This is a genomic window from Pseudomonas sp. St316 (assembly GCF_018325905.1).
Classification (GTDB): Bacteria; Pseudomonadota; Gammaproteobacteria; order Pseudomonadales; family Pseudomonadaceae; genus Aquipseudomonas.
The window spans coordinates 3,764,975-3,787,200 of sequence record NZ_AP021901.1 but is presented as its reverse complement, the minus strand read 5'-3'; the positions used below and the strand labels follow the sequence as shown (position 1 = coordinate 3,787,200).

General features: G+C 60.8%; 18 protein-coding genes and 3 pseudogenes. 9 read left to right on the top strand and 12 right to left on the bottom strand.

Annotated elements, in window-relative coordinates:
- Nucleotides 1–162 precede the first annotated feature (162 nt).
- Nucleotides 163–978, bottom strand: a complete 816-nt coding sequence (locus KI237_RS16830) for a helix-turn-helix transcriptional regulator (RefSeq protein WP_212796214.1) — start codon at nucleotides 976–978, stop codon at nucleotides 163–165.
- Nucleotides 979–1,070: 92 nt separating this feature from the next.
- Between KI237_RS16830 and KI237_RS16825 the strand changes: the two are divergent.
- A pseudogene (locus tag KI237_RS16825) lies at nucleotides 1,071–2,026 on the top strand (threonine dehydratase).
- A 304-nt stretch (nucleotides 2,027–2,330) separates the two neighbouring features.
- The gene (locus KI237_RS16820; RefSeq protein ID WP_212796212.1) at nucleotides 2,331–2,840 is read left to right on the top strand and encodes a hypothetical protein; all 510 of its coding nucleotides are present in this window, start codon (nucleotides 2,331–2,333) and stop codon (nucleotides 2,838–2,840) included.
- 946 nt (nucleotides 2,841–3,786) lie between these two features.
- Here the strand turns inward: KI237_RS16820 and KI237_RS16815 are convergent.
- Both KI237_RS16815 and KI237_RS16810 read right to left on the bottom strand, forming a co-directional pair.
- Nucleotides 3,787–4,377, bottom strand: a complete 591-nt coding sequence (locus KI237_RS16815) for a helix-turn-helix domain-containing protein (protein WP_162893907.1) — start codon at nucleotides 4,375–4,377, stop codon at nucleotides 3,787–3,789.
- Between the two features lie 53 nt (nucleotides 4,378–4,430).
- Nucleotides 4,431–4,592, bottom strand: a complete 162-nt coding sequence (locus KI237_RS16810; RefSeq protein WP_212796211.1) for a hypothetical protein — start codon at nucleotides 4,590–4,592, stop codon at nucleotides 4,431–4,433.
- 310 nt (nucleotides 4,593–4,902) lie between these two features.
- Between KI237_RS16810 and KI237_RS16805 the strand changes: the two genes are divergently transcribed.
- On the top strand, nucleotides 4,903–5,850 hold the full coding sequence (locus KI237_RS16805; protein WP_212796210.1) for an ABC transporter substrate-binding protein: 948 nt from the start codon (nucleotides 4,903–4,905) through the stop codon (nucleotides 5,848–5,850).
- A 16-nt stretch (nucleotides 5,851–5,866) separates the two neighbouring features.
- Here the strand turns inward: KI237_RS16805 and KI237_RS16800 are convergent, their stop codons facing one another.
- The 3 genes from KI237_RS16800 to gstA all read right to left on the bottom strand — a co-directional run bounded on the left by KI237_RS16800 (nucleotide 5,867) and on the right by gstA (nucleotide 8,563).
- Nucleotides 5,867–6,826 carry a quinone oxidoreductase family protein gene (locus KI237_RS16800; RefSeq protein WP_212796209.1) on the bottom strand — a complete coding sequence of 320 codons (960 nt, stop codon included), beginning with the start codon at nucleotides 6,824–6,826 and terminating at the stop codon, nucleotides 5,867–5,869.
- Nucleotides 6,827–6,901: 75 nt separating this feature from the next.
- On the bottom strand, nucleotides 6,902–7,693 hold the full coding sequence (locus KI237_RS16795; protein WP_212796208.1) for an AraC family transcriptional regulator: 792 nt from the start codon (nucleotides 7,691–7,693) through the stop codon (nucleotides 6,902–6,904).
- A gap of 225 nt (nucleotides 7,694–7,918) precedes the next feature.
- Nucleotides 7,919–8,563, bottom strand: a complete 645-nt coding sequence (gene gstA, locus KI237_RS16790) for a glutathione transferase GstA (protein ID WP_212796207.1) — start codon at nucleotides 8,561–8,563, stop codon at nucleotides 7,919–7,921.
- Between the two features lie 111 nt (nucleotides 8,564–8,674).
- On the opposite strand from gstA, the gene KI237_RS16785 reads away from it, so the two are divergent.
- The 3 genes and pseudogenes from KI237_RS16785 to KI237_RS31035 all read left to right on the top strand — a co-directional run bounded on the left by KI237_RS16785 (nucleotide 8,675) and on the right by KI237_RS31035 (nucleotide 11,020).
- Nucleotides 8,675–9,580, top strand: a complete 906-nt coding sequence (locus KI237_RS16785; protein WP_212796206.1) for a transcriptional regulator GcvA — start codon at nucleotides 8,675–8,677, stop codon at nucleotides 9,578–9,580.
- Between the two features lie 84 nt (nucleotides 9,581–9,664).
- A pseudogene (locus KI237_RS31040) lies at nucleotides 9,665–10,432 on the top strand (PAS domain-containing protein); the annotation flags it as partial.
- Nucleotides 10,406–11,020 carry a methyl-accepting chemotaxis protein gene (locus KI237_RS31035; protein WP_502937125.1) on the top strand — a complete coding sequence of 205 codons (615 nt, stop codon included), beginning with the start codon at nucleotides 10,406–10,408 and terminating at the stop codon, nucleotides 11,018–11,020. The pseudogene KI237_RS31040 and the gene KI237_RS31035, both read left to right, overlap by 27 nt.
- A gap of 45 nt (nucleotides 11,021–11,065) precedes the next feature.
- Here KI237_RS31035 and KI237_RS16775 read toward each other — a convergent pair.
- The 3 genes and pseudogenes from KI237_RS16775 to KI237_RS16765 form a co-directional block, all read right to left on the bottom strand.
- Nucleotides 11,066–11,655, bottom strand: a pseudogene (locus KI237_RS16775) (ATP-binding protein); the annotation flags it as partial.
- Nucleotides 11,656–11,844: 189 nt separating this feature from the next.
- On the bottom strand, nucleotides 11,845–12,342 hold the full coding sequence (locus KI237_RS16770; RefSeq protein ID WP_249410622.1) for a hypothetical protein: 498 nt from the start codon (nucleotides 12,340–12,342) through the stop codon (nucleotides 11,845–11,847).
- Between the two features lie 314 nt (nucleotides 12,343–12,656).
- Nucleotides 12,657–13,295, bottom strand: coding sequence for a response regulator (locus KI237_RS16765; protein WP_212796204.1), 639 nt, complete (start codon nucleotides 13,293–13,295; stop codon nucleotides 12,657–12,659).
- Between the two features lie 103 nt (nucleotides 13,296–13,398).
- Here KI237_RS16765 and KI237_RS16760 point away from each other — a divergent pair, with 103 nt between their 5' ends.
- Together KI237_RS16760 and KI237_RS16755 are read left to right on the top strand one after the other, a co-directional pair.
- A complete protein-coding gene (locus KI237_RS16760) occupies nucleotides 13,399–15,006 on the top strand; it encodes an ATP-binding response regulator (protein WP_212800632.1) in 1,608 nt (535 codons plus the stop codon).
- Nucleotides 15,007–15,237: 231 nt separating this feature from the next.
- Nucleotides 15,238–17,292, top strand: a complete 2,055-nt coding sequence (locus KI237_RS16755) for a 2Fe-2S iron-sulfur cluster-binding protein (protein WP_212796203.1) — start codon at nucleotides 15,238–15,240, stop codon at nucleotides 17,290–17,292.
- Nucleotides 17,293–17,830: 538 nt separating this feature from the next.
- Here the strand turns inward: KI237_RS16755 and KI237_RS16750 are convergent.
- Nucleotides 17,831–18,229, bottom strand: a complete 399-nt coding sequence (locus KI237_RS16750) for a VOC family protein (RefSeq protein ID WP_212796202.1) — start codon at nucleotides 18,227–18,229, stop codon at nucleotides 17,831–17,833.
- A gap of 91 nt (nucleotides 18,230–18,320) precedes the next feature.
- Nucleotides 18,321–19,277, bottom strand: coding sequence for a DMT family transporter (locus tag KI237_RS16745; RefSeq protein WP_212796201.1), 957 nt, complete (start codon nucleotides 19,275–19,277; stop codon nucleotides 18,321–18,323).
- Nucleotides 19,278–19,351: 74 nt separating this feature from the next.
- On the opposite strand from KI237_RS16745, the gene KI237_RS16740 reads away from it, so the two are divergent.
- Nucleotides 19,352–20,206, top strand: a complete 855-nt coding sequence (locus KI237_RS16740) for a LysR family transcriptional regulator (RefSeq protein ID WP_212796200.1) — start codon at nucleotides 19,352–19,354, stop codon at nucleotides 20,204–20,206.
- A gap of 158 nt (nucleotides 20,207–20,364) precedes the next feature.
- Here KI237_RS16740 and KI237_RS16735 read toward each other — a convergent pair whose 3' ends face one another.
- Entirely contained in the window at nucleotides 20,365–22,071 is a 1,707-nt protein-coding gene (locus KI237_RS16735; protein WP_212796199.1) for an amidase, read from the bottom strand.
- Nucleotides 22,072–22,226 lie beyond the last annotated feature (155 nt).

Here is a 22,226-nt window from a genome sequence, read left to right as displayed (position 1 = left end):
ACGCTCTCGCCCGAAGGGCTGTCAGGGGTGGTGGGTGATGTGGTTGTAGACAGGTTTGAATCTAGACGGCCCGGGTGTTTTTGCAAGGCCATCTGATGGCAATTTGATTTGAGGTGCCACTTCGTGCCTCAGGTGAGCCGTATCCGCCGCTTGCCCGACTCGTCAGGGCCTCCAATACCCGCGCAACTGCGCCGGGCTGACGCCAAGGCGTTGCTTGAACAGCGTGGTCATGTGCGCCTGGGAGTTGAAGCCGCAGGTGTGCGCGATATCGGTCAGTCGGGCGGTTGAATCGCGCATCAGCGCCCGTGCCTTGGCCAGACGCCGATCGATCAGGTAGCTGTGGGGGCTTTTGCCGGTGGCATTTTTGAATGCCCGCATGAAGTATCCCTCGGACAAGCCAAGCAGGCCGGCCATTTCCTTGACCCCCAGCGGACCGTCGAGACCGGCATCGATGAACTCGTCGAGCAGGCGCATCCGCCCGCCGGTGATCGACCCTTGCATGGGGGCCGAAAACGTCTTGTGGTCCTTCACCCGTTCAGCCAGTCCGAGCGTCCAGGCCTCCCAGTCATCCTCTGCGGTGGCACGCAGCAGTGCGCGGCGCATTCTCAGCGCGAGGGTGATGGCCTGCGGGTCAATACGGTTGTTAAACGCATGCTCCCCCGACAACGCCATGCCGTCGGTGCGCACGACCCGCAGGTATTCACCGCCCCTGGGGGATTCGGAGAACACGTCGCATTCGGCGGGGACGAATGCCAGGCCGTTGGGAATCGCCTCGAAGGGCTGCACGCGGTCGCTGCCGATGGCGTGCAGGCCGCGCTGGCTGTCGAAGGCGAAGCCGATCGCCGACTGGGTCGCGACATAGCGGGTGGCGTACGCGCAGCCGGGCAACAATTCGATCGCCCAGGGCCCAGCTTCGATACGACGGACCGGTTCGGACTGAGGCGGCTGTTGGCGGTTTCGAGGGTTCATGAACAGCATAGTAGTGAAGAGAGGGCCGGAAAGTCAGGTCAGTTTTCTGAAAGCCCGCTGCGGTCGTGCTGATTAGACTGGGCAAAACCCGGAGGCCCATCATGCACACATTGACCCGCGACGACATCGAACAAGCTGCCCGCCACCTCTACCAAGTCATGCCCGCCACCGCCCAGTACGCCTGGCCCTTGTTGGCTGAGCGGCTGGGTTGCACGGTGTGGGTCAAGCACGAGAACCACACCCCGACAGGGGCCTTCAAGGTGCGCGGCGGCCTGACCTTCGTGCATTGGCTCAAGCGCGAGCACCCCGAGGCAAAAGGCGTCGTCACGGCAACTCGCGGCAACCATGGCCAGAGCCTGGCGCTGGCGGCCAGCGCATTGGGTTTGAAAGCGTTGATCGTCGTGCCGCACGGTAACTCGGTGGAGAAGAACAATGCCATGCGCGGTTTTGGCGGCGAGGTGGTCGAGTACGGCCGCGATTTCGACGAGGCCCGTGAAGAGGCCGCACGCCTGGCCCAAGCGCATGGCCTCTACCTGGTGCCGCCGTTCCATCCGGAGTTGGTCAAGGGCGTGGCGACCTATGGGCTTGAGCTGTTCAACGCGGTACCGGACCTGGACACCGTCTATGTGCCGATAGGCTGTGGCTCGGGGATCTGCGCGGTCATCGCCGCCCGCGATGCCTTGGGCCTCAAGACCCACGTGGTGGGCGTGGTGTCCACCGAGGCCGTCGCGGCGAAGTTGTCGTTTGAAACGGGCAGGCTATGCGAAACCGACTCGGCGAACACCTTTGCCGATGGCTTGGCGGTGCGCCGTCCCATTCCCGAAGCCTTGGCCATCTACGGGGCCGCGGCGGCGCGAATCGTAGCGGTCAGCGACGCTGAAATTGCCGGGGCCATGCGGGCGTATTACACCGACACCCACAACCTCGCCGAAGGTGCCGGCGCTGCCGCCTTGGCAGCGCTGATGCAGGAGCGTGAAACGATGCGGGGGAAAAAGGTGGCGGTGATTCTGTCCGGGGGAACATCGACCGGCCGGTGTATGCCCAGTTGATTGGCTGAACCAAGGCTCGCCCCTGTGGTGCAAGATTGCGGGGGCAAGTTTAGATCGATTATTTCTTACGGTTATTTATATAGGTTTGGATGGCATATCCATGACTGAAGAATCGCAGCTGCCGTGTCTGAAGTGTCTGTAATCAAATCCAATTGCGCGCAACAGCAGACGACTTTGCGTGCGTCACTCCAGTAAGCCTGCTTGAACGTTCATTCCTGCTGTTCGATCGTCATCTTGTCGGGGCCGGGCCAATCCTTAGAATCCGCCCCCATCAGCCTCATCCGACGCTCGAACCTTACAGGGAACAACACCATGATGAACGCCATGCAGATGCAAATGCCGATGAACGCCAACATGCCGATGATGCCAATGATGGGCATGCCGATGATGATGGCGACCATGACCTGCGAAATGATGGATGACGGCATGCTGTGCAAAATGATGCCCGCCGCTGGCATGGATATGGCCATGTTCAAGAACAGCGCGGACATGATGCAGATGATGATGAACTGCGGCATGCCAATGATGATGCACTGCGGCAACCTGAGCATGATGTGCATGTCCCAGGCGAGCATGGCCATGCCGATGGCGAGCATGATGATGCCAATGCCGATGATGGGCATGCCGATGCCGTCGATGAAGTGCGTGATGGAATGCACGGTGATGGCTGACTGCATGATGTGCAAGGTCATGCCGATGGCTGGAATGAACATGGACATGATGAAAAACTGCTGCGCCTTGATGATGAAGATGATGAGCGACTGCAGCATGCCAATGATGATGAGCTGCAATGGTATGCCGATGATGTGCTGCACTTGCTGATTTGATGCTGCGGTCAAGGGTGATGTTGCTTGTTAGTGGGCTTAAGCTTTTTTAGGTTGGTTGGTGTGTATATCCTTTATTGCGGTCATGGCCACTGGCGGTTCCGCTCTTACAGCGGCTCACTTTTGAGAAGCGCAAAAGTAAGCAAAACGCTATATGCCCCACCACTCGGCACCTCGCCTAGGCTCGGTGTGCCCTCACTCCGGCATTGCTCCGTGGGCCCGCCGCGAAGGGCCCTCCATGGCCCAGCGCGGCTATCCCGGCATCCATGCCGGGATGCCCACTCCACAATACCTGCGTTCGGCCATCGTGGTTAACGGGGCGCCGAAATCAACGTCCACCGCGAGGCGGCCTGGTAGCCGACCTGGTTCTTGGTGAGGTCGCGTTTCTCCTGTGGGAGCGAGCTTGCTCGCGATGGCGGTAGTCCAGTCACATGGATATTGAGCCTACTGGCCTCATCGCGAGCAAGCTCGCTCCCACAATTGGGATTGGGACAGCCGAAGAAACAGGGTGGCTATAAGGCCGCATTCGCGAGCAGGCTCCCACAGATATGCTGGGTGTACGACTGGGGAGAACCAGGTCGGCTACCAGGCCGCCTCGCGGTTGACGTTGATCTCGGGCGCCCCGTTAACCACGATGGCCGAACGCAGGCATTGTGGAGTGGGAATCCCGGCATGGATGCCGGGATAGCCGCGCTGGGCCATGGAGGGCCCTTCGCGGCGGGCCCACGGAGCAATGCCGGAGTGAGGGCATGCCGAGCCTAAGCGAGGCACCGAGTGGTGGGGCAAAAGCGCTTTGGTTACTTTCGCGCTTTTCGAAAGTGACCCGCTGTAAGAGCGGAACCGCCAGTGGCCGTCACCGCAGCAACGGATATACACACCAGACAATAGGACTCCCAAAAGCCCCCCAAAAAACGGCACTTTCCACTTCTGAAACCTGCCGCTCTTCAGTCCAGGCGCTCCGGATAGGTGACCACCAGGTAGGCCACCGCCTCACTGTCAGCCGGGTTGCGATAGCGGTGAGGCTGGTCGGCGTAAAACAGAATCGAATCGCCCGTGGAGAGCAGGTAGCGCTCGTCGTTGACGCTGATCTCCAGCACACCTTGGGACACCACCAGGTTTTCCTGGACGCCAGGCCCGTGTCCTTCGGACTGGTCTTCGCCCAAGGGGCTCAGGCGCAGTTCGTAGAATTCCGACTGGCGTGCCACATCGAACGGGAACAGGGCGCGGCTGACGAACGCGCCATTGGCGCTGACCAGGCGTTTGCTCTGGCTGGCCGAGAGCACCGCCACCCCTTCGAAAGCCCGGTGTTCCAGGAACGCGGCGACCGACACCTTCAGGCCCTTGGCGATTTTGCACAGCACCTTGATCGACGGCACGCTGCGGCCGGATTCGATCTGCGCCAGCATGGCCCGGCTTACCCCGCACTGGCGGGCGAGGGCATCGAGAGACAGGTGGCGCTTGCCGCGCAGGCGTTGCAGGTTCTGCGCGACTCGTTCGCAAATCGGATCCTCATCCAGGGCTTCCAGGTTGTTCAGGTCTACTTCGGGTTCGTCGCTACTCGCCAAGAAGCGCGAGGGCTCCTGAGCGCTCACGCGTGGTACGTCCTGGTCGATTGGGACGCCTGGACCCACTGGAACGCCTGGTAACCGGCATTACGCGCGTACATCTCCCACATGGCCCTGGCCAGTTGCTGAGCCTGCTTGCGTTTGCGCAATTGAACGAAGTCGATAACGTTGTCAGTCGGTTTCATAAGGCACTTCACTGTCGTGACCAATGGGACGGGATGATCTGAGAGTACGTGGCTATGTTTATAACCATAAATACTTATTGTTTATTTATTAATTCTTTTTAGTTCTTAGTAAGAGGCCTGATCAAATCACGTGGGTGCGGTGCAATGGGTCAGGGCCAACGCCTTGAGTCGGGCCCAACCAGCAGTCTGTTCCAGCGCTGTTGCGCCATGGACAGCGATAGCTTGTGGTGATGAGCTTATGCGTTAAAAGAATTTATAAGATGAATTTAAACAGCGTTATGTTCTATGAAATTCATTCAGGAATGTCTTCATGAAGGTCTCCCGATCCCTGCGCCGTCTGCTCCTCAGCACATTGTTAACCGCACCTTTGGCCCAGGCTAGCGAGCCGTTGGTGCTGCACGTCGGCGACCAGAACTATTACAACGTAAGGGCCTCGGTGGAGGCTTCGGATGTGCTGGAGGGCGCTCCCTACCGCGTCGACTGGAAACACTTCCAGGCCGCCGCGCCCCTGGCCGAGGCGCTGAATACCGGCGACCTGGACCTGGGGGTCCTCGGCGATTCGGGCTTTCTGTTCTTGGCTGCCAAGCAGGCACCGGTGAAGTTGATCGGTGTTTCGCGGCAGAACCCGGACACTATCGCGCTGCTGGTGCCCAAGGACTCGCCGGTCAAGACCATCGCCGACCTCAAGGGCAAGAAAGTCGCCTATTGGCCCGGTGCCTGGAGCCAGCAACTGACCTTGCGCGCCCTGGAACAGGCCGGCCTGCCGGAGAATCATGTAGCATTCGTCAAGTTGATGCCGATCGACGCGGCGGCGGCCTTGCCCCAGGGCAGCATCGATGCCTTTGCGGTGTGGGAACCCTACATCTCGCAACAGATCCTGTTTTCCGGCGCCCGGCCGATCCTGACCGCGAAAAACCTCATGCCCGGCCTCAGTGCCATTGCCGCTTCTACGCCGGCCATCGACAGTAAGCGCGAGGCCATCGCAGACTTTCTCGGACGTGTGAAACGCGCCCGCGCCTGGGTCGACAACCACACCGACTCATACGCGGACCTATGGGCGAAAAAGGCCAATCTCGACCAGAACGTCTCGCGCCATTGGTTGCGCCAGGCACACATGAGCGTCGGCCCGGTGGACCAACAGGCTGCCGCCGACCTGCAAGGCACGGCGGACTTCCTGTTCAAGGTCAAGGCGCTGCCGGCACCGCTGGCCACTGCCGGGATTATCGACACCTCCTTCAGCCAGGCATTGAGCGAGTAAACCGAGCCGTTCTGGATCAGGGCACCAGGACGGCTTTTGCGCTGCTGCCCTTGGCGATCAGCGCGTACTGGGCCTTGCCGTCTTCCAAGGGGATTTCAAGGATATCCGTGGGGGCGTCGATGACGCCTGCCTCGAAGTGGCGGCCAAACTCTTCGAGCATCCGGGCGCAGTCGGTGTTGTCGTAGAGCAGCGAGTTCACGCCGATCAAGACGCCGCCTTTGCGATAGAGCGCCAAGGCGGGGAAGTGCACCATTCCATCTGGCGGGGCAGCGATGATCGCAATGCGACCGAAGTTGGCCAATGCCGATACGGCCTCTTGCAGCCAGAACCCGGTGGTGTCGAAGATGACCTGCGCCCCTCCCGGAAACACCGCGTTGACCTGCTCTGCAAGGCTGCCAGGCGCATTGGTGACGATGACGTCGTAGCCTTTGGCTTGCAACTCGGCGGCCCGCTCCGGTCGCCGTACGGCCGCAAGCACACGGGCACCGCGGGCCTTCGCCAGGGCCAGTGCAGCGCTGCCTACCGCGCCATTGGCGCCAATCACCAGAAACGTCGTGTCGCGCTGCACATGGGATCGTTCAACGGCATCGTAGGCGGTGGTAAAAGGTACACCGATGGCCGCCGCTTGGACGAAGGACAAACCCTCAGGTTTCAGGGCCACGCCACTGGCCGGAACCGTGAGCCATTGCGCATGGGAACCGTCACGCAGGAACCCTGGGCCCTTGCCGGTTCCCCAGACCGCTTTGCCGAGCAGGTGTGCCGGACCTTGCTCAACCACCCCGGCAAAATCACGACCGGGCACGCGGGGCAAGGTGGTATAGGGGAAGCGGCCCTCGACATTCTTGACATCACTGGGGTTGAGCCCCGCCGCCTTGATCCGGATGAGGACCTCGTCGGGGCCCGGGACGGGTGTCGGCAAGTCTACGAGGCAGAGGTGGTCCAGGCTGCCGGTGGCGCAAAACTGTAGGGCTTTCAAGCTGCAATACTCCTCGACGAAATGTGCATCGAAGATAGCGTTCGCGCCGCGAGCGAGCCCGCCAGAGAGTTTCGTCTATCGGACAAACCCCTTCGATGTCATCGCGTTTTTATACGCCGACGGTGCAATGCCCAGGGAGCGGCGGAACATCTCGCTGAAACTGCTCAGCGTATAGCCCAATCGCGCCGCGATTGCCCCCACCGAGTCGCCCTCCAGGAGCGCGGCGACGGCGTGGGCCAGTTGCACTTGGCGGCGCCACTCGGTAAACGTCAGGCCAAGCTCGGCATGGAACAACCGAGCCAAGGTGCGCGTGCTGGCCCCCACCGATTCGGCGTGTTGCTCAAAGGACATGGCCAGGCCTGGGACATCGAGCACCGTCTCGCACAAGTTGCGCAAGCGTCGATCCCCGCCGGCAGGCATAGGCACTTTGAGCACCGCCGAGCGCTGCTCGCGAAGCTCCAGCACCAGCAGGTTGTCCAAGGCATCACGCAATGCAGGATCAGGGCGATTACCCAGTGCCACTCGCCGGATGATCAGCTCGCGCAGCAGTTTGCTGACCTCAAGCACTTCCAGCTCAAGCCCTACGCTCATGGCCAGTTCTGCGCGCAAATACAAATTGCGCATCTCCAAGGGCGAAACGACGCGGATCCCGTGTGTGACCCGCGGCGGCAGCCACACCGCGCGTTGCGGCGGGACCAACAGTGCAGCGCCGGGCGTATCGACCCACATGAGACCACTTTGCGCGTAAAGAAGCTGGCCCCATTCATGATGATGAGGCGCGATCAACATCCCGGATGGGTAAGTGCGGGAAAGTGGTTGAACAAGATGCGTCGTGTCCGTCAGATCGGGAGGTGAAGCAAGGGCCATGACCGGAGCTCGGAATGATATCGGTGCTTTTTAGCACAAGTGCGCGTGTGTTGGGGGCTGGCGGCTGGCTTGGAGTGATGGTGTCGCGGCTATCGCGAGCAAGCTCGCTCCCACGGGGGATCAGGGTGATCTCAAATCTCACTATCACCCGGAAAACTGTGGGAGCGAGCTTGCTCGCGATAGCGACAGGTCAGCTTGCACCCAGGTTGAATGTGCCGCCAATCACTACGCCGCCTCCGCCGCCTCCGCCGCCTCCGCCGCCTCCGCCGCCTCCGCCGCCTCCGCCGCCATGGCCGCCTGGACGCTGGGGCGTGCTGCGATTCGCGCCATGAACGCCGCCAGCGCCGGCCAGTCCCTGATCTGGATGTTGAACAACGGCAGCCAGGTCAACACGGTGAACAAATAGCTGTCGGCCAGGCCAAAGGTGCCCATCAGGTAATCCTGTCGTGCAAGGGCCTGGCTGAGGTATTCCAGGCGCCTGAACAGTTTCTCCCTGAAGATGGCCTTGGTCGGCTCTGCAATATCGGCGTTGAACAGCGGAGCACATCCGCTGTGGATCTCGGTGCTGATGAAGTTCAACCATTCCTGCAGGCGAACCCGCTCCCAGGTGCCATTGGCCGGCGCCAGCGTGTTTGTGGGGACCCGATCGGCCAGGTATTGGACGATGGCGGGTCCCTCGGTCAGGACATCACCGTTATCCAGCACCAAGGCTGCCACGTAGCCCTTGGGGTTGATGCTCAGGAAGTCGAGTCCGTCGGCGGTTCGCTTGGTCTTGTTGTCGACCCGAATCAATTCAAAGGGTAGGCCCAATTCCCGCAGCACGATGTGCGGGGACAATGAGCAGGTCATGGGGGCGAAGTACAGTTTCATGGTTTCCTCAAGGTGGGGGGCGTGCCGCCAGAGTCCACGAGGGCCGGAACATATTCAAAGGACATCTTCAGTGCTAGCGTATGACAAAATCTCATGAGAGCGCCAAGCCGCATGGCCACAAGAATACCTTCCCTCAATGGCCTTAAAGCATTCGAGTCGGCCGCTCGGCACATGAGTTTTACCAAAGCTGCGCAAGAGTTGAACGTTACTCAAACAGCCATCAGCCATCAAATTCGCCGGCTCGAAGATGAGTTGGGCGTGCGCCTGTTCTTGCGACTCAAGGATGGCCTGGCCCTGACAAACGCAGGCCATGCCTATTTCCCAGGCGTTCGCGCGGCGTTCCATGAGTTGCGCTATTGCACGCAGACGTTGCTGGAGAGCCGCAATAACAGCGTCTTGACGATCAGTACCCTGGTTTCATTTGCCTCCAAATGGTTGTTGCCACGCCTGGCGTCATTCCAGCAGGCGTTTCCCAGCATCGATGTGCGCGTCACGGCGTCCACTGAACGGGTGGATTTTCGTCAGGGTGGCGTCGATGCGGCCATCCGTTACGGTCATGGGGACTGGAAGGGGTTGCGGGCCGACTGGCTGATGGCCGATGAAATATTTCCGGTGTGCAGCCCCAGGCTGCTGCAAGGTCCAACGGCCTTGGAAAGCCCGGGCGATCTGGCCCAGCACACCTTATTGCAGGTGAGCGGCGTGACCGGCGACGACTGGGGTTCATGGCTGAGTGCCGCCGGCCAACCGAAAAAACTGGCCGAAGGCAGTCGATTGACGTTCGACCTGGCCATGATGGCAGTACAGGCTGCCGTCGACGGCCTGGGGGTGTGCATCGGACGTTCAACTTATGTCGAGGATGACCTGAAGGCAGGACGACTGGTTGCACCCTTTGATCTGCGATTGAAGTCTGATCTCGGCTTTTATTTCGTGAGCCCCCATGACATAGCCGATGCCCCAAAAGTGCAGGCCTTTAGAACCTGGTTGATGGATTCGGTGGGTTTTGGCGCCGAAACGTAATTACAGCGTACCGTTCAGTCTCCAGCCAGCGAGCCGATATGAATAGAAGGTCCAGTGACTTTCAGGGTTCACCGAGGGTACGTCATGTTTAATACAACACTAAAAAATGAACTGACGGCTAGGACGGCCGAATTGGCAACATACAAGGGACTGGTGGGCGCTCTGGAGCGGTCGATGGCTGTTATCGAGTTCAGCCCCGATGGCAAGGTCCTTCGGGCGAACGAGAACTTCCTGGGCGCGATGGGCTACCGTGCCGATCAATTGGCGAGCCTGTCCCATAGGGATTTCTGCACCCCAGCGCTGGCGGGCAGCGCCGAGTACCGTGAATTCTGGAATCAATTGCGCGCCGGCCAATTCGTTTCCGGCACCTTCCAGCGCCGCAATGCATCGGGCCAGAATGTATGGTTGGAAGCCAGTTACAACCCGGTTATGGACGAGCAAGGCCGCGTCTTGAAGGTGGTCAAGTACGCACTTGATGTCACTGCCAAGGTTGCCAAGGAGGCCGAAACCCGTGCCCGTCTGGCGGCACTCGACCGTGCGATGGCGGTGATCGAGTTCGACCTGGGCGGCAACATCCTGACCGCGAACGACAACTTCATGAATGTCATGAATTACTCGTTGGCGGAGCTCAAGGGCAAGCATCACCGGATGTTCTGCGAACCGAGCCTGGTTGGCAGTTCGCAGTACAGTGATTTCTGGCGTCGTCTCAACGCCGGTGAGTTTTTCAGCGGTCAGTTCAAGCGACTCGGCAAAAACGGCAAAGTCGTCTGGCTGGAAGCCAGCTACAACCCGGTCTACGACGCCGAAGGCAAGTTGTGCAAGATTGTGAAGTTCGCCAGTGACATCAGCGAACGGGTGGAGAAATTCGAAGAGGATTCGCGTGGCGCTTCCCGTGCGTACCATATCTCCGCCGAGACCGAACGGGTGGCTGAACAAGGCGCCCAGGTGATCCACCAGACGGCCAAGGAGATGCGCGAGATTGCCGACAACATTGGCTCTTCCGCGCGTCTGGTTGGGCAGTTGGGCGCGCGTTCGGAAGAAATCACGGCCATCGTCAACACCATTCGCGGCATTGCCGACCAGACCAACCTGCTGGCTCTCAACGCGGCCATCGAGGCCGCGCGGGCCGGGGACCAGGGGAGGGGATTCGCGGTGGTGGCCGACGAGGTCCGGCAACTGGCCGGGCGCACCAGTCGCTCCACCTCGGAAATTGCCGAAATGATCGGCATGATCCTCTCCGAAACCCGCGATGCCGTCGCCAGCATGAACGAGACCCATGAAGGCGCATTGCGCGGTGTAACCCTGGCAGATCAGGCCGGTTCGGTCATCGTGCAAATCAGGAACGGAACCACGGATGCACTCCAGGCAGTGAGTATGTTTGCGTCCAAGCTCGACGAGTCCGAGGTGATTCCCAAGACGGCTATCGGCTGGGTGGGTTGAGATGAGCTGAGTCCTTGCCCTTGCGGTCCATGCGCTTGACCAATTCCGCAACCCGTCCAGGCGATTCTGGACGGGCACTGCTTTGGGCGCCATGACCCGTGGTGCCGCCGGTTCCAGGCCGCTGATCGCGACCCGGGTGCCTTGTCCGACCTGGGAGCGGATGTGTATATCGACGTCGAGCATCTGGCTGATGCGCTTGACGATAGACAGGCCGAGGCCCTCGACATCTTTGTCGCGCACATGGCGCAAGCGGTAGAACTCCTTGAACACTTCGGGCAACTGTTCGGCGGCGATGCCGCGTCCCTTGTCGTATATCATCACGCCCTGGCGCCGCACGCCGATCAGCAGCGCGATAACGATTGCCAGCGCCAGGTAGCGCGAGCCGAAGCGCATGCCATTGCCCAGCGTGACCCAGAGCAGCGCTGCGTAGATAGGCAAGGCCCCTTCGCCTCCCTGCACCATGCCAAATGCGATGCCGGCATAGTCTGCAGCATCGTGAAAAGGCGCCGCCAGAAAAAGTGTCCTGGCCAGCGCTTGATGATCATGCGCAGGAACACCGAGACGAAGATGAACGTACAGATGTAGATGATGATGGGCACGTAGCTTGCGGCGTCTTCTGGATAGAGGCCGGCCAGGTGCGATTCAGAATAGTTGCCCGGGCCGGGAGACTTCAGGAGGGGTTGCCACGCAGGACGTCGGAAAAGCACATGAACGGAGTCGTTCGTTATCCGCAAGGCTTGCGTCTGGAGCGTAGGTACCTGGAAGAACTGAGGTGAGGGTTGGGGACAGGTTTGAGGCTGTCCCCGATGGGCGATGCCACTGCGTCAGTAGACCCTGTAGTACTTCACAACGTCATCGACGAAATAGATGGTCAATACCGAGCCTTGGGCCTGACTCTGGCCTGGTTTCGTGCCAGTCACGCTGCTGACGTCATTGGCTACGGTTTGCGCCTTGGACAGTTGTGCCGAGGCTTCATACATCTTCAGGCTGTTTTCGGTCGACACGTACTTATGGGCCAGCTTCATGTACTTATCCAAGCCCTCATCAGTCTTTTCATAGGTCCAGTTCGACTCGTTGCTGGCGCTCGTCGAATTGAGTTCTTCATTCGTCGGCGCGCCGAACATTTGAGTGACCTGGCCTTTTGTCGTCTCGCCCGGAATGATCGTTTGCTTGAGGTAAGAGACGTTGTATTTGTTGGCGCCCTGATTCAAGGAACCCATCAAGTTACCCAAGTCGCCGGTGTTTGCACAACCGTTCAGTACGCCCGCGAGTGCGCACAGCGCCATTCCATTTCTAAGTGTTTTTCCATATTCGAAGGACATGATGACTTACCTTGAGTTAATGTCAGGACCATTCCATTTCAACCGGCAGACGGTGAAGTTGACCCAGCATTGCGTCGCCTATCGATTGATTAGATCCATAGGCTTCGCACGCCATAATGTTTCAATAGGCACAGTGATACTGCACGGCGCATGGCATGTTGGCTTTCTTGTGTTTGGCTGCTGGAACAGCCTTTTTATGCAGCGTCCACAGCTTAGGGGGAGAGTACTGGACAACGCTATAGTACAAGTGTGCTATGGCCTTGGCGGCGGGCACAAAGGATAACGCTCAATGAATATTCGCGACGCTTATACATTCAATCGTCTTGTTTTCCCGACCATCCGCCATTGCCTGGGAAGTTGGAGTATTGCGCCGCAGCCGCCGCACGTGTGGGCACACCCAGGCATTTGAGCAAGCTTGAGACATGGATGCGCACCGTGAACGGGGAAATACCCAGGTCCCGGGCAATCTCCTTGTTGGTCTTGCCGGCGGCGATCAAGCCAAGCACTTGCCGTTGGCGCGCGGTCAGTTGGGAAAGGGCATCGTCCAGGATCGCGTTTTCGGCTTGATACTTCACCACCACTTCGCCTTCGCGTATTGCCATGATGGCGTCGGCAATACCGGCGGGATCGATATTCTTGCCGATGAATCCGTCGGCACCCAGCGCCATCACTTGGGAAATAACATCGACATCATCCACCATTGAAACCACAATGATCGAGGTGCGTTTGAACTCGCTGCGTAACTGGCCGATTACTTGCAACGATTTGATCCCGGGAAAGCGCAAGTCGAGTATCAGGGAGTCCACTTCCATTCCGGAACGTGCCAGCGCCAATACTTCGTCCAGATTTCCAGCCTGTTCTATGGAGGCTGTCGGTATAAGTCGTTCAATGGTCCTCAGCATACCTTCGCGAAACAAAGGATGGTCATCTGCCACAATTACTCTGCACGTCATGCCTCAGATCCTTCTGGTCTTCCCGTTCACGAATCGTAACCTAAACTGCCCCTTTGGGTTTCAAGTTTGAAACAACCTTTCATGTCGGAATAATCCAGTGACTATGACGGAAAAGAATAGCGAGCTTGATCAGGCTACCTTGAGATTGACGGTCGGGGCCTGTACTGCGCTCTACATCATTGTGGTGGCCTGCCTGGCCAGTGACTTCGAAACCTATGTCCCGATCCTGTGGTACATGGCCTTTTTCTTCGGCGTCGCGGTCCCGCTGCGGATGGCGATCAAGCGCTGGCCCGGGCACTTCATCCTGCGTCGTCTTTTTGCCATGACCCTCGACTATGCAAGCCTCGCCTTCGCCTTGATCGTGGGTGGGGAGGGCTTGCTTCCGGTGTACGCCGCATTGCTCTGGGTCACGTTGGGCAATGGCATGCGCTTCGGCTCGCGCTACCTGGCTGCCGCGACGTTGATCGCCCTCGCCACCTTGGTGGTAATTTTCCTGCTTACGCCGTTCTGGCGTGGCCAGCCCTACGTGTTTCTGATGCTGATCGTCACCACCATCGTGGTGCCCGCCTATGCGCATATCCTGCTGACCCGAACCCGCATCGCTTCGCAGGAGGCGATTGCCGCGAACCAGGAGAAATCCCGCTTCCTGGCCCAGGCCAGCCATGACTTGCGCCAGCCGATTCACTCGATCGGCTTGTTCACCGCCTGCCTGCGCGATGCCCGGTTGGGCCAGGAAGAGTTGCGGTTGGTGGACAACATCGACCGCTCGTTGCACATCGTGTCGCAGCTGTTTCGTTCGATCCTCGATATCTACACCCTCGATAACGGACAGCTTGAACCGCAGGCCGAACCCGTACACCTGGGCGCGTTGCTGCAAGATGTGGTCAAGCAGAACACCGAAGCGGCCCGCTGGGCCGGTGTCGAGTTGCGCCTGCGGCCTTGCCGGCATTGGGTCAATGTCAACGCGGGCCTGTTGGCGACCATGGTGCAAAACCTGGTCTCCAACACGCTCAAATATGCCCCTGGCCAACCGGTGTTGATCGGCGTGCGGCCAAAAGGCAGCGAGCTGGCCATCGTCATCTACGACAAGGGCCGGGGCATTGCCGCCGAACACCTGCCCGAGGTGTTCAAGGAGTTTTATCGGGTGCGCCACGTTCGTGACAAGGACGTCGAGGGGCTGGGCCTGGGGTTGTCCATCGTCAAGCGCATCAGCCACCTGATCAATCTCGACATCCAGCTGGACTCCCGGCTCGGCAAGGGCACGCGCGCCATGATCCAGGGACTGGAAACAGTCGCGCCAAGGACTATGGTGAACAGGCCGGTGTCCACCCATAGCCGTTTGCAAGGGCTGCGTGTGTGCCTGGTAGAGGATGACGCCAACGTGCTGATGGCGACATCCGCGCTATTGGAGAAGTGGGGGTGCGAAGTGGAAACCCACAGCGACGGAGTGGGCGTGACCAGTGATTGCGACATCATCATTGCTGACTTCGACTTGGGCACGAAGGTCTCCGGTTCCGAATGCATCGCCGCGATTCGCGAGCAACGGGGCTGGGAAGTCCCCGCCATGATCATGACCGGCCATGAAATCGAAAGAATCCGCCATGCGCTGCACCACATGAACATTTCGATCCTGGCCAAGCCTGTGCGGCCTCCGGAGTTGCGGGCGACCTTGCTCGAGTTGACCAAGAACTTTGCCGGCGTCAGGACCTGACCTCTGTTCGGGCCGTGCCAGGCATCAACGAGCACGCCGCACTCATGAGCCTTGTGCTTGCACCATTCCATTTTATGAAACGGTGGATTGCAGTTTGTGCGTATTCCTGCGCCGCCGCTTTGGGCAGAAGATAACCCCAGCCACTTGCACAGCCGTGCAAACGATGGCGCACAATCCCCAACCGTAGCGCACTGGCGCAGGCGTTCATGCTGCGAGCGCGAGGAGTAGCTGATGGACGAAGCCTTGCAAGCAAAAAATTCGCCCTGGCACGAAGGAGAGCTGGCCTTGCAGCGCTCCGTCGGGGCAGTCGACATGATGGCCAGTGTCGGTCAGCGGCAACTGGCGCGCACCTGGATGCCGGACCAGCATCGAGCGTTTTACGCCCAACTGCCTTTCGTGGTGCTGGGAGCGGTGGACCGGCAAGGCGACGTCTGGGCGACCCTGCGCGCGGGGCAACCGGGCTTCATGAGCTCGCCCGAGCCGCAGACCCTTCACATCAACCTTGAGCCTGAGCCCAATGATCCGGCCCAGGAAGGCATGGGCGAGGGGGATGCCATCGGGATGCTGGGGATCGAGTTGCACACCCGCAGGCGCAACCGCATGAACGGTGTCGTGCGTCGTCAGCTCGACCCGGGGCTCGAGATTTCAGTGAGCCAGGCGTATGGCAACTGCCCCCGCTACATCAACCTGCGCCAGTACCACTTTGTCGACGCGCAGGCCGTTGCAGCGCGTCAACTGACCGTGTCCGACCCGCTGGTGCGGCGTCTGGTGACGGCCGCCGATTCGTTCTATATCGCCACCTACGTGGTGCGCGATGGCGAGCGGCAGGTGGATGCTTCTCACCGTGGTGGCAAGCCAGGGTTCGTGCGCGTGGACGAGGACGGGTCGCTGACCATCCCGGACTTTTCCGGTAACCTGTTCTTCAACACGCTGGGCAACATCCTGCTCAATCCTCGGGCCGGGCTGGTGTTCGTCGATTTCCAGACGGGCGATCTGCTGCAAATGAGTGGCTCGGCACAAGTGCTGCTGGATGACCCCGAGATCAGTGCGTTCCAGGGCGCCGAGCGGCTGTTGCGCTTTACCCCGCAACGCATCGTTTATCGCCCGGCGGCCATTGCCCTGCGTTGGAAGGACCAGGCCGAAGGCGACTCGCCCAACTCAATGATGACCGGCAGCTGGGAGCAGGCCACCGAGCGCTTGCAGGCCGAGGCGCTGCGTAGCCGCTGGCGTGCATTGCGGGTCGCGCGGGTGGTGGATGAGAGCCACAACATTCGCTCGTTCTACTTGCAGGCGAGCGATGGCTTGGGGTTGCCCCGGTTTGAAGCCGGGCAACATTTGCCGGTGCGGATCTTGTTGGAGGGGCAGAAAGCCCCATCGATCCGGACCTATAGCGTATCCAGTGCGCCGTCGGATGATTTTTTGCGCATCAGTGTCAAGCGCGATGGTTCGGTGTCATCCCACCTGCATGATCAGGTGCAGGCGCTGCACGAGATTGAGGCGCGAGCGCCCCAGGGCCATTTCACCGTCCAGGCCACCGAGCGGCGTCCGTTGGTCTTGCTCGCCGCGGGCGTGGGCATCACACCGTTGTTGTCGATGTTGCGCGAGGTGGTTTACCAGGGCCAACGCATCAGCCGCATGCGCCCGGTCTGGCTGGTGCAAAGCGCCCGCTCGGTGGCCGACCTGGCTTTTCGCGATGAAATCGACGAACTGGCCGCCCGTGCCGGCGACAAGCTGCAGGTCCTGCGCATGGTCAGCCAGCCGCCCACTGAGGCGGGGGACGCTGAGGGCTATGACCTGGCCGGCAGGATCGATGTGGAACTGCTCAAGAAACTGCTGCCGCTCAACGACTACGACTTCTATTTGTGCGGGCCGGGCAGCTTTACCCAGGCGCTGTACGACGGCCTGCGCAAACTGCGCATCCCTGATGATCGCATCCACGCGGAAACCTTCGGTCCCTCGACGCTTGTGAGGGATCTCGAAGTCAGCATGCCGGCGCCAGGGCAAGTACCGGCCGCAAGCGAAGCGGTGAAGGTCTTGTTCGCCAGTTCCGGCAAGGAGGCACGTTGGGAACCGGGCAGTGGGACGCTGCTGGAACTGGCGGAAGCGCGCGGCCTGAACCCGGAATTCAGTTGCCGTGGCGGTTCCTGCGGCACCTGCAAAACCCGCTTGAGCCGCGGTCAGGTGCATTACCTGAGCTTGCCGGCCGAACCGGTTGGCGAAGGTGAAGTGCTGATCTGTTGCGCGGTGCCGGCCCAAGGAAGCGAGCCGCTGGTGCTTGAGGTTTAGGGGCCTGTGGGAGCGAGCTTGCTCGCGATAGCGGTGGGTCAGTTTGCGGTGATGCTGGCTGTGCCGACGCCTTCGCGAGCAGGCTCGCTCCAACAGGGTTTTGGGTTGGGTTCAGATGCAGTGAACACCCGCAATCCACTGTGGGAGCGAGCTTGCTCGCGATAGCTGTGGGTCAGTTTGCGGGTGATGTTGGCTGTTCCGACGTCATCGCGAGCAGGCTCGCTCCCACAGGTTTCTGTGTTGGGTTCAGATGCAGTGAACACCCGCAAATCCACTGTGGGAGCGAGCTTGCTCGCGATAGCGGTGGGTCAGTTTGCGGTGATGCTGGCTGTGCCGACGCCTTCGCGAGCAGGCTCGCTCCCACAGGTTTCTGTGTTGGGTTCAGATGCAGTGAACACCCGCAATCCACTGTGGGAGCGAGCTTGCTCGCGATAGCGGTGGGTCAGTTTGCGGATGATGTTGGCTGTGTCGACGTCATCGCGAGCAAGCTCGCTCCCACAGGTTTTTGTGTCGTTTGCAGATGCTGTGAACACCACGACTAAGTCGACACCGAATCATGGCAGCAGACGCAAAGCTTGTTGCCATCGAGATCCCGAAAGTAGGCGCCGTAATAGTCGGGGTGGTAGTGGGGTCTCAAACCGGGTTCTCCCTCACACGTCCCGCCCAGTGCCAGCGCTGTCGCGTAGCTGGTCCTGACGGATTCCCGGCTGGGTGCAAGCAGAGCCACCATTTGTCCGTTGCCGGGTTCGTTCGCCTTGCCGTCAAAGGGTTTTCCAATCACGAAGATCGGGCGAGGCGAATGCTCGGCAATCCAGCCAGCCCAGCCTTTGTGGGCGTCGCTAAACTTCAATGCAAGGCCCAGCTCGGCCATGACCTTTGAATAGAACACGAAGGCGCGATCAAAATCGGCGATACCTAGAAAAACATGCGAGATCATGATGGCTACCGTTTCGCCTGTGGGCGTGAGGGTTGTTTGAAATTCCAGCCTACGCTGCCACAGCAATCATCGCGCTGCCAAGTCCGGGCGGTTAGCGCTCCAGCTCAGACGCTTGGCGCCTGGCCTGCCGGGCTTCGGTGCCGACGACCAGCCAGATGCCAATCCCGGAGACCGCCATGCCCGACACCATCGGCCATGAAAGCGGTTCGTTGAACATGGCCCAGGCCCAGAGCATCGTAATGGGCGGGCTGAGGTACAGGACGCTGGCGACCCGGGTGGCGGTCGCGCGGCGCAGGCACAGCCAGTAGAGTCCATAGCCGCCCATCGTCGACAGGCCCGCGGTCCATAAGACGCTCAGTACAAAGCCTGTGCTGGGTATCGGGGCCAGGCTGCCACGGGCGGCTCCGACCAAGGCGAAGGCCAGGCCCGAAACGCAGCATTGCAGCCACAGGTTAGGCAGCAGGCCCAGTGATTGCGCGCCGGGTAGATATTTCTGCCACAGGGTCGCGACGGCGAGCGAGAGCATGCCAAGCAGCGGCAGGCTATAGGCCCACCAGGGCGCGTTGCCCCACGCCAGCGCGCCTTGAGTGACCAGCATGACGCCGAGCAGGCCGATGAGCAGCCCGGCCCAGACCTGCCAGGCCAGTCGTTGCTTGAGTACACCCGCAGCCAACAGCGCCAGGCCCATCGGCAGCAGGTCAGCGACAAGCGCGGCCAGGCCCGCCGGCACCCCCAGGGCAATGCCTTGGGTGATACCGGCCAGGTAGCCCGCCATTGCCAGAAGGCCGATGCCGGCATTTTTCAACAACACGACGGGCGAGGTTCGGCGCAGCTGTCTGGCGACGAAGGGCAACAGGACGAGCGTGACCACGACGCAACGCCAGAACACCACCAGCCATGCTGGCGCGTAATCCATGGAAAAGCGCGCGCCGACGAAGCCGGAGCTCCACGTCAGCAGCAACGCCGCCTCGAGCAATGGCAATGGAATTAGCCAGTACCCGTCGGGCTTGGGCAGTGAAGTGCAGTTCATCGATTTAGTCGGGTTCATGACCACAGGCTACGAAACCCGCGTAATCTAATAAATCAAAATGTAATGCATCAATACTTCACGAAGATTGAATCATGACGGCCATACTCGATATTGACTTGATACGTACGTTTCATGCGGTGGCGCGGATCGGCAAATTCAGTGCGGCGGCAGAACAACTGCACAAAAGCCCGGCGGCGGTCAGTGTGCATATCCAGCGCCTGGAAGCGGTCGCTGGCGGGCGTTTGCTCAACCGGGACAATCAATCGGTATCCCTCACCGCATTGGGCAAGCGTCTGCTCGTGGCGACGACGGAGCTGCTGAGCACCCATGACCGGGTACTGGCCGATCTGCACGGAACCCGGCTGGCGGGACGCATCACGCTGGGGGTGCCGGACGAATACGCCGAACATGTCATTCGCGACATCCTCCCGACCTTCGCCGCCGCGTGGCCCAACGTGGTGCTGGAACTCAAGACCGCGCCCAGCTATGCGCTACGTGACCAGGTCCTGCGCGGCAAGCTCCAGGCAGCGGTCGTTGCGCAGCCGAAGGGGCAGGTCAGTGCCGAGGGGCAAGTGCTGGTTTCCACCACGCCAGTCTGGGTCGGTCCGGTCCACATGACGGTGGCTTCGATGGAGCCTTTGCCGCTGGCGGTGCATGCGGTGCAATGTCCTTATCGGCAAGCGATGATGGAGGCCCTCAGGCAAAGCGGCCGCAGGACCCGAGTCGTCCTGGAAAGCCCCTCCAACCAGGCCGTTAAGGCGTGTGTGGAGGCCGGGTTGGCGATCAGCCTGATAGACCGCGCGCGGGTGACAGATGCGATGCAGATCCTCGAAGGCCTGCCGGTCATTGAGGAGCACGAGGTGGTGTTCATGCGATCCCAGGCTTCACACGCCGATGAGGCGGTGGACCTGCTTTCCCGTGCCATGCAACAGTATTTCCGGCTGTAGAACCGCTCTCGGGACTGCTGCGCAGTCCAGCGGGAGCAAGCTCCCTCGCCACGGGGTTACGCCCGTGCCCTAAAATGCAGTCGAACGCTGCTTTTGTGGCGAGGGAGCTTGCTCCCGCTGGGCTGCATAGCAGCCCCAAGACCAAACCCGCTAAACGATCAAGCCGACAGCGGCGGTGTCCGCGGCGGGATCAGGCGTTTTGAGCCGATTGATTCAAACGCCGAAGCCAGTCGCAATAACGTCGAATCGTCATAGGCGCGGCCTGCAAACGTCAGCCCGACGGGCATGCCGATGTCCGCCATGACGCCCATCGGCACCGTGACGGTGGGCACGCCCAGATGGCGGATGGCGAGGTTGCCGTTGGCGACCCAGACCCCGTTGCTCCAGGCGATATCGGCAGATGCCGGGTTGACGTCCGCATCCGCCGGCCCGACATCGGCCACGGTCGGGAAGATCACCGCGTCCAGGCCCAGCCGCTCCATCCAGTCCTCCAGATCGATTCGACGTGTCTCTTCAAGCCCACGCAGGCCGTCGGGCAGGGTCGGGATCTGGTCCCACGGCGTGATGCCGCGCTGGGCCATCTTCACGTACTCATCCATGCCGGCGGCCAGATCATCCTCTCGGTTGGGCAGGGTGCCCGGGTCGTGGGGGAAAATCTTCGGTCCGTCGACGTCGGCCAGACGATTCAACGTTGGATCGCCGTTGGCCCGCAGGAAATCATCGAATGCCCAGGCTGACAGGTCCCACAACTCATGGTGCAGGAACTCTTTGGAAACCAGGCCGCGGGTGAACACCGTGGGTGCGCCAGGACGATCGCCCTCGCAGTTGGACACCAGGGGGAAATCCACCTCGACCACTTCGGCGCCACAGGCCTCAAGGGCCTTGCGCGCTTGCTCCCAGAGGGCGATCACCGAAGGCCGGGTGATGATTCGCTGCCCCGTCGGGCCGCCGATGCCGGGCGCTTGGGCGGTGCCCGCTTCAGGGTCGGCGTTGATGTACATCCGAGGAACGCCGAACCGAACGCCTGCCAGCGCACTTGGGTGGCTGGCAAGGCTCGGATACGAGGCTGGACGAACCGAGTCGACGCTCGGAATCGGCACCCAGGGTTGCAGGCGCCACAGGTCGCCACGGGTGTCCGGGTCATTGGCGACCACCACGTCCAGCACTTCGAGCAGGTCGGCCATGGTCCTGGCGAAGGGCACGACGACGTCCATCGTCGGCGTCAACGGCCAGTTGCCACGCACCGAGATCACGCCGCGCGACGGCGTATACGCGCACAAGCCATTGTTCGACGCCGGACCGCGTCCGCTCGACCAGGTTTCTTCCGCAAGGCCGAACGCCGCGAAACTGGCGGCGGTTGCCGTGCCCGCACCGTTCGACGAGCCTGAGGCAAATGGAGCGGTGAGGTAGGCGCCGTTGTACGGGCTCTCGGCACGGCCATACACCCCGCGCTGCATACCGCCGTTGGCCATGGGCGGCATGTTGGTCTTACCCAGGCAGATCGCCCCGGCGGCGCGAAGCCGTTCGATGGTGAACGCATCGCGATAAGCAACCAGGTCCTTGAACGCCGGGCTGCCGGAAGCGGCAGTGAGCCCCTTGACCAGGTAACTGTCCTTGGCCGTATAAGGAATGCCGTCAAGCGGCCCCAGGGTCTGGCCGTTGGCCCGACGGGCATCGCTGGCCTGGGCCTCCTTCAATGCATCGGGGTTGCGGACCACCACCGCGTTGAGGGCTGTGGGCGTATCGGGGCCGTCGTAGGCATCGATCCTGGCGAGGTAGGCCTGGACAAGCGCTACCGCCGTTGTCTGGCCCGACTCCAGCGCAGCGCGCAATTGGGCAATGGAGGTTTCGGTGATTTCGATCATGCTGTTAGCACCGCGGCAGAGGGATGGCGGGGTGTTCGGGTCCATTGAAGTTGCTCCTGAGACTTCAGGTCATCTCAAAGTGGATATTTATCGGACTTGCGCACTGTACTACGGAAAAGCGATCAGGGGCAGTTCAGGTTTGAACGGACGGTCTC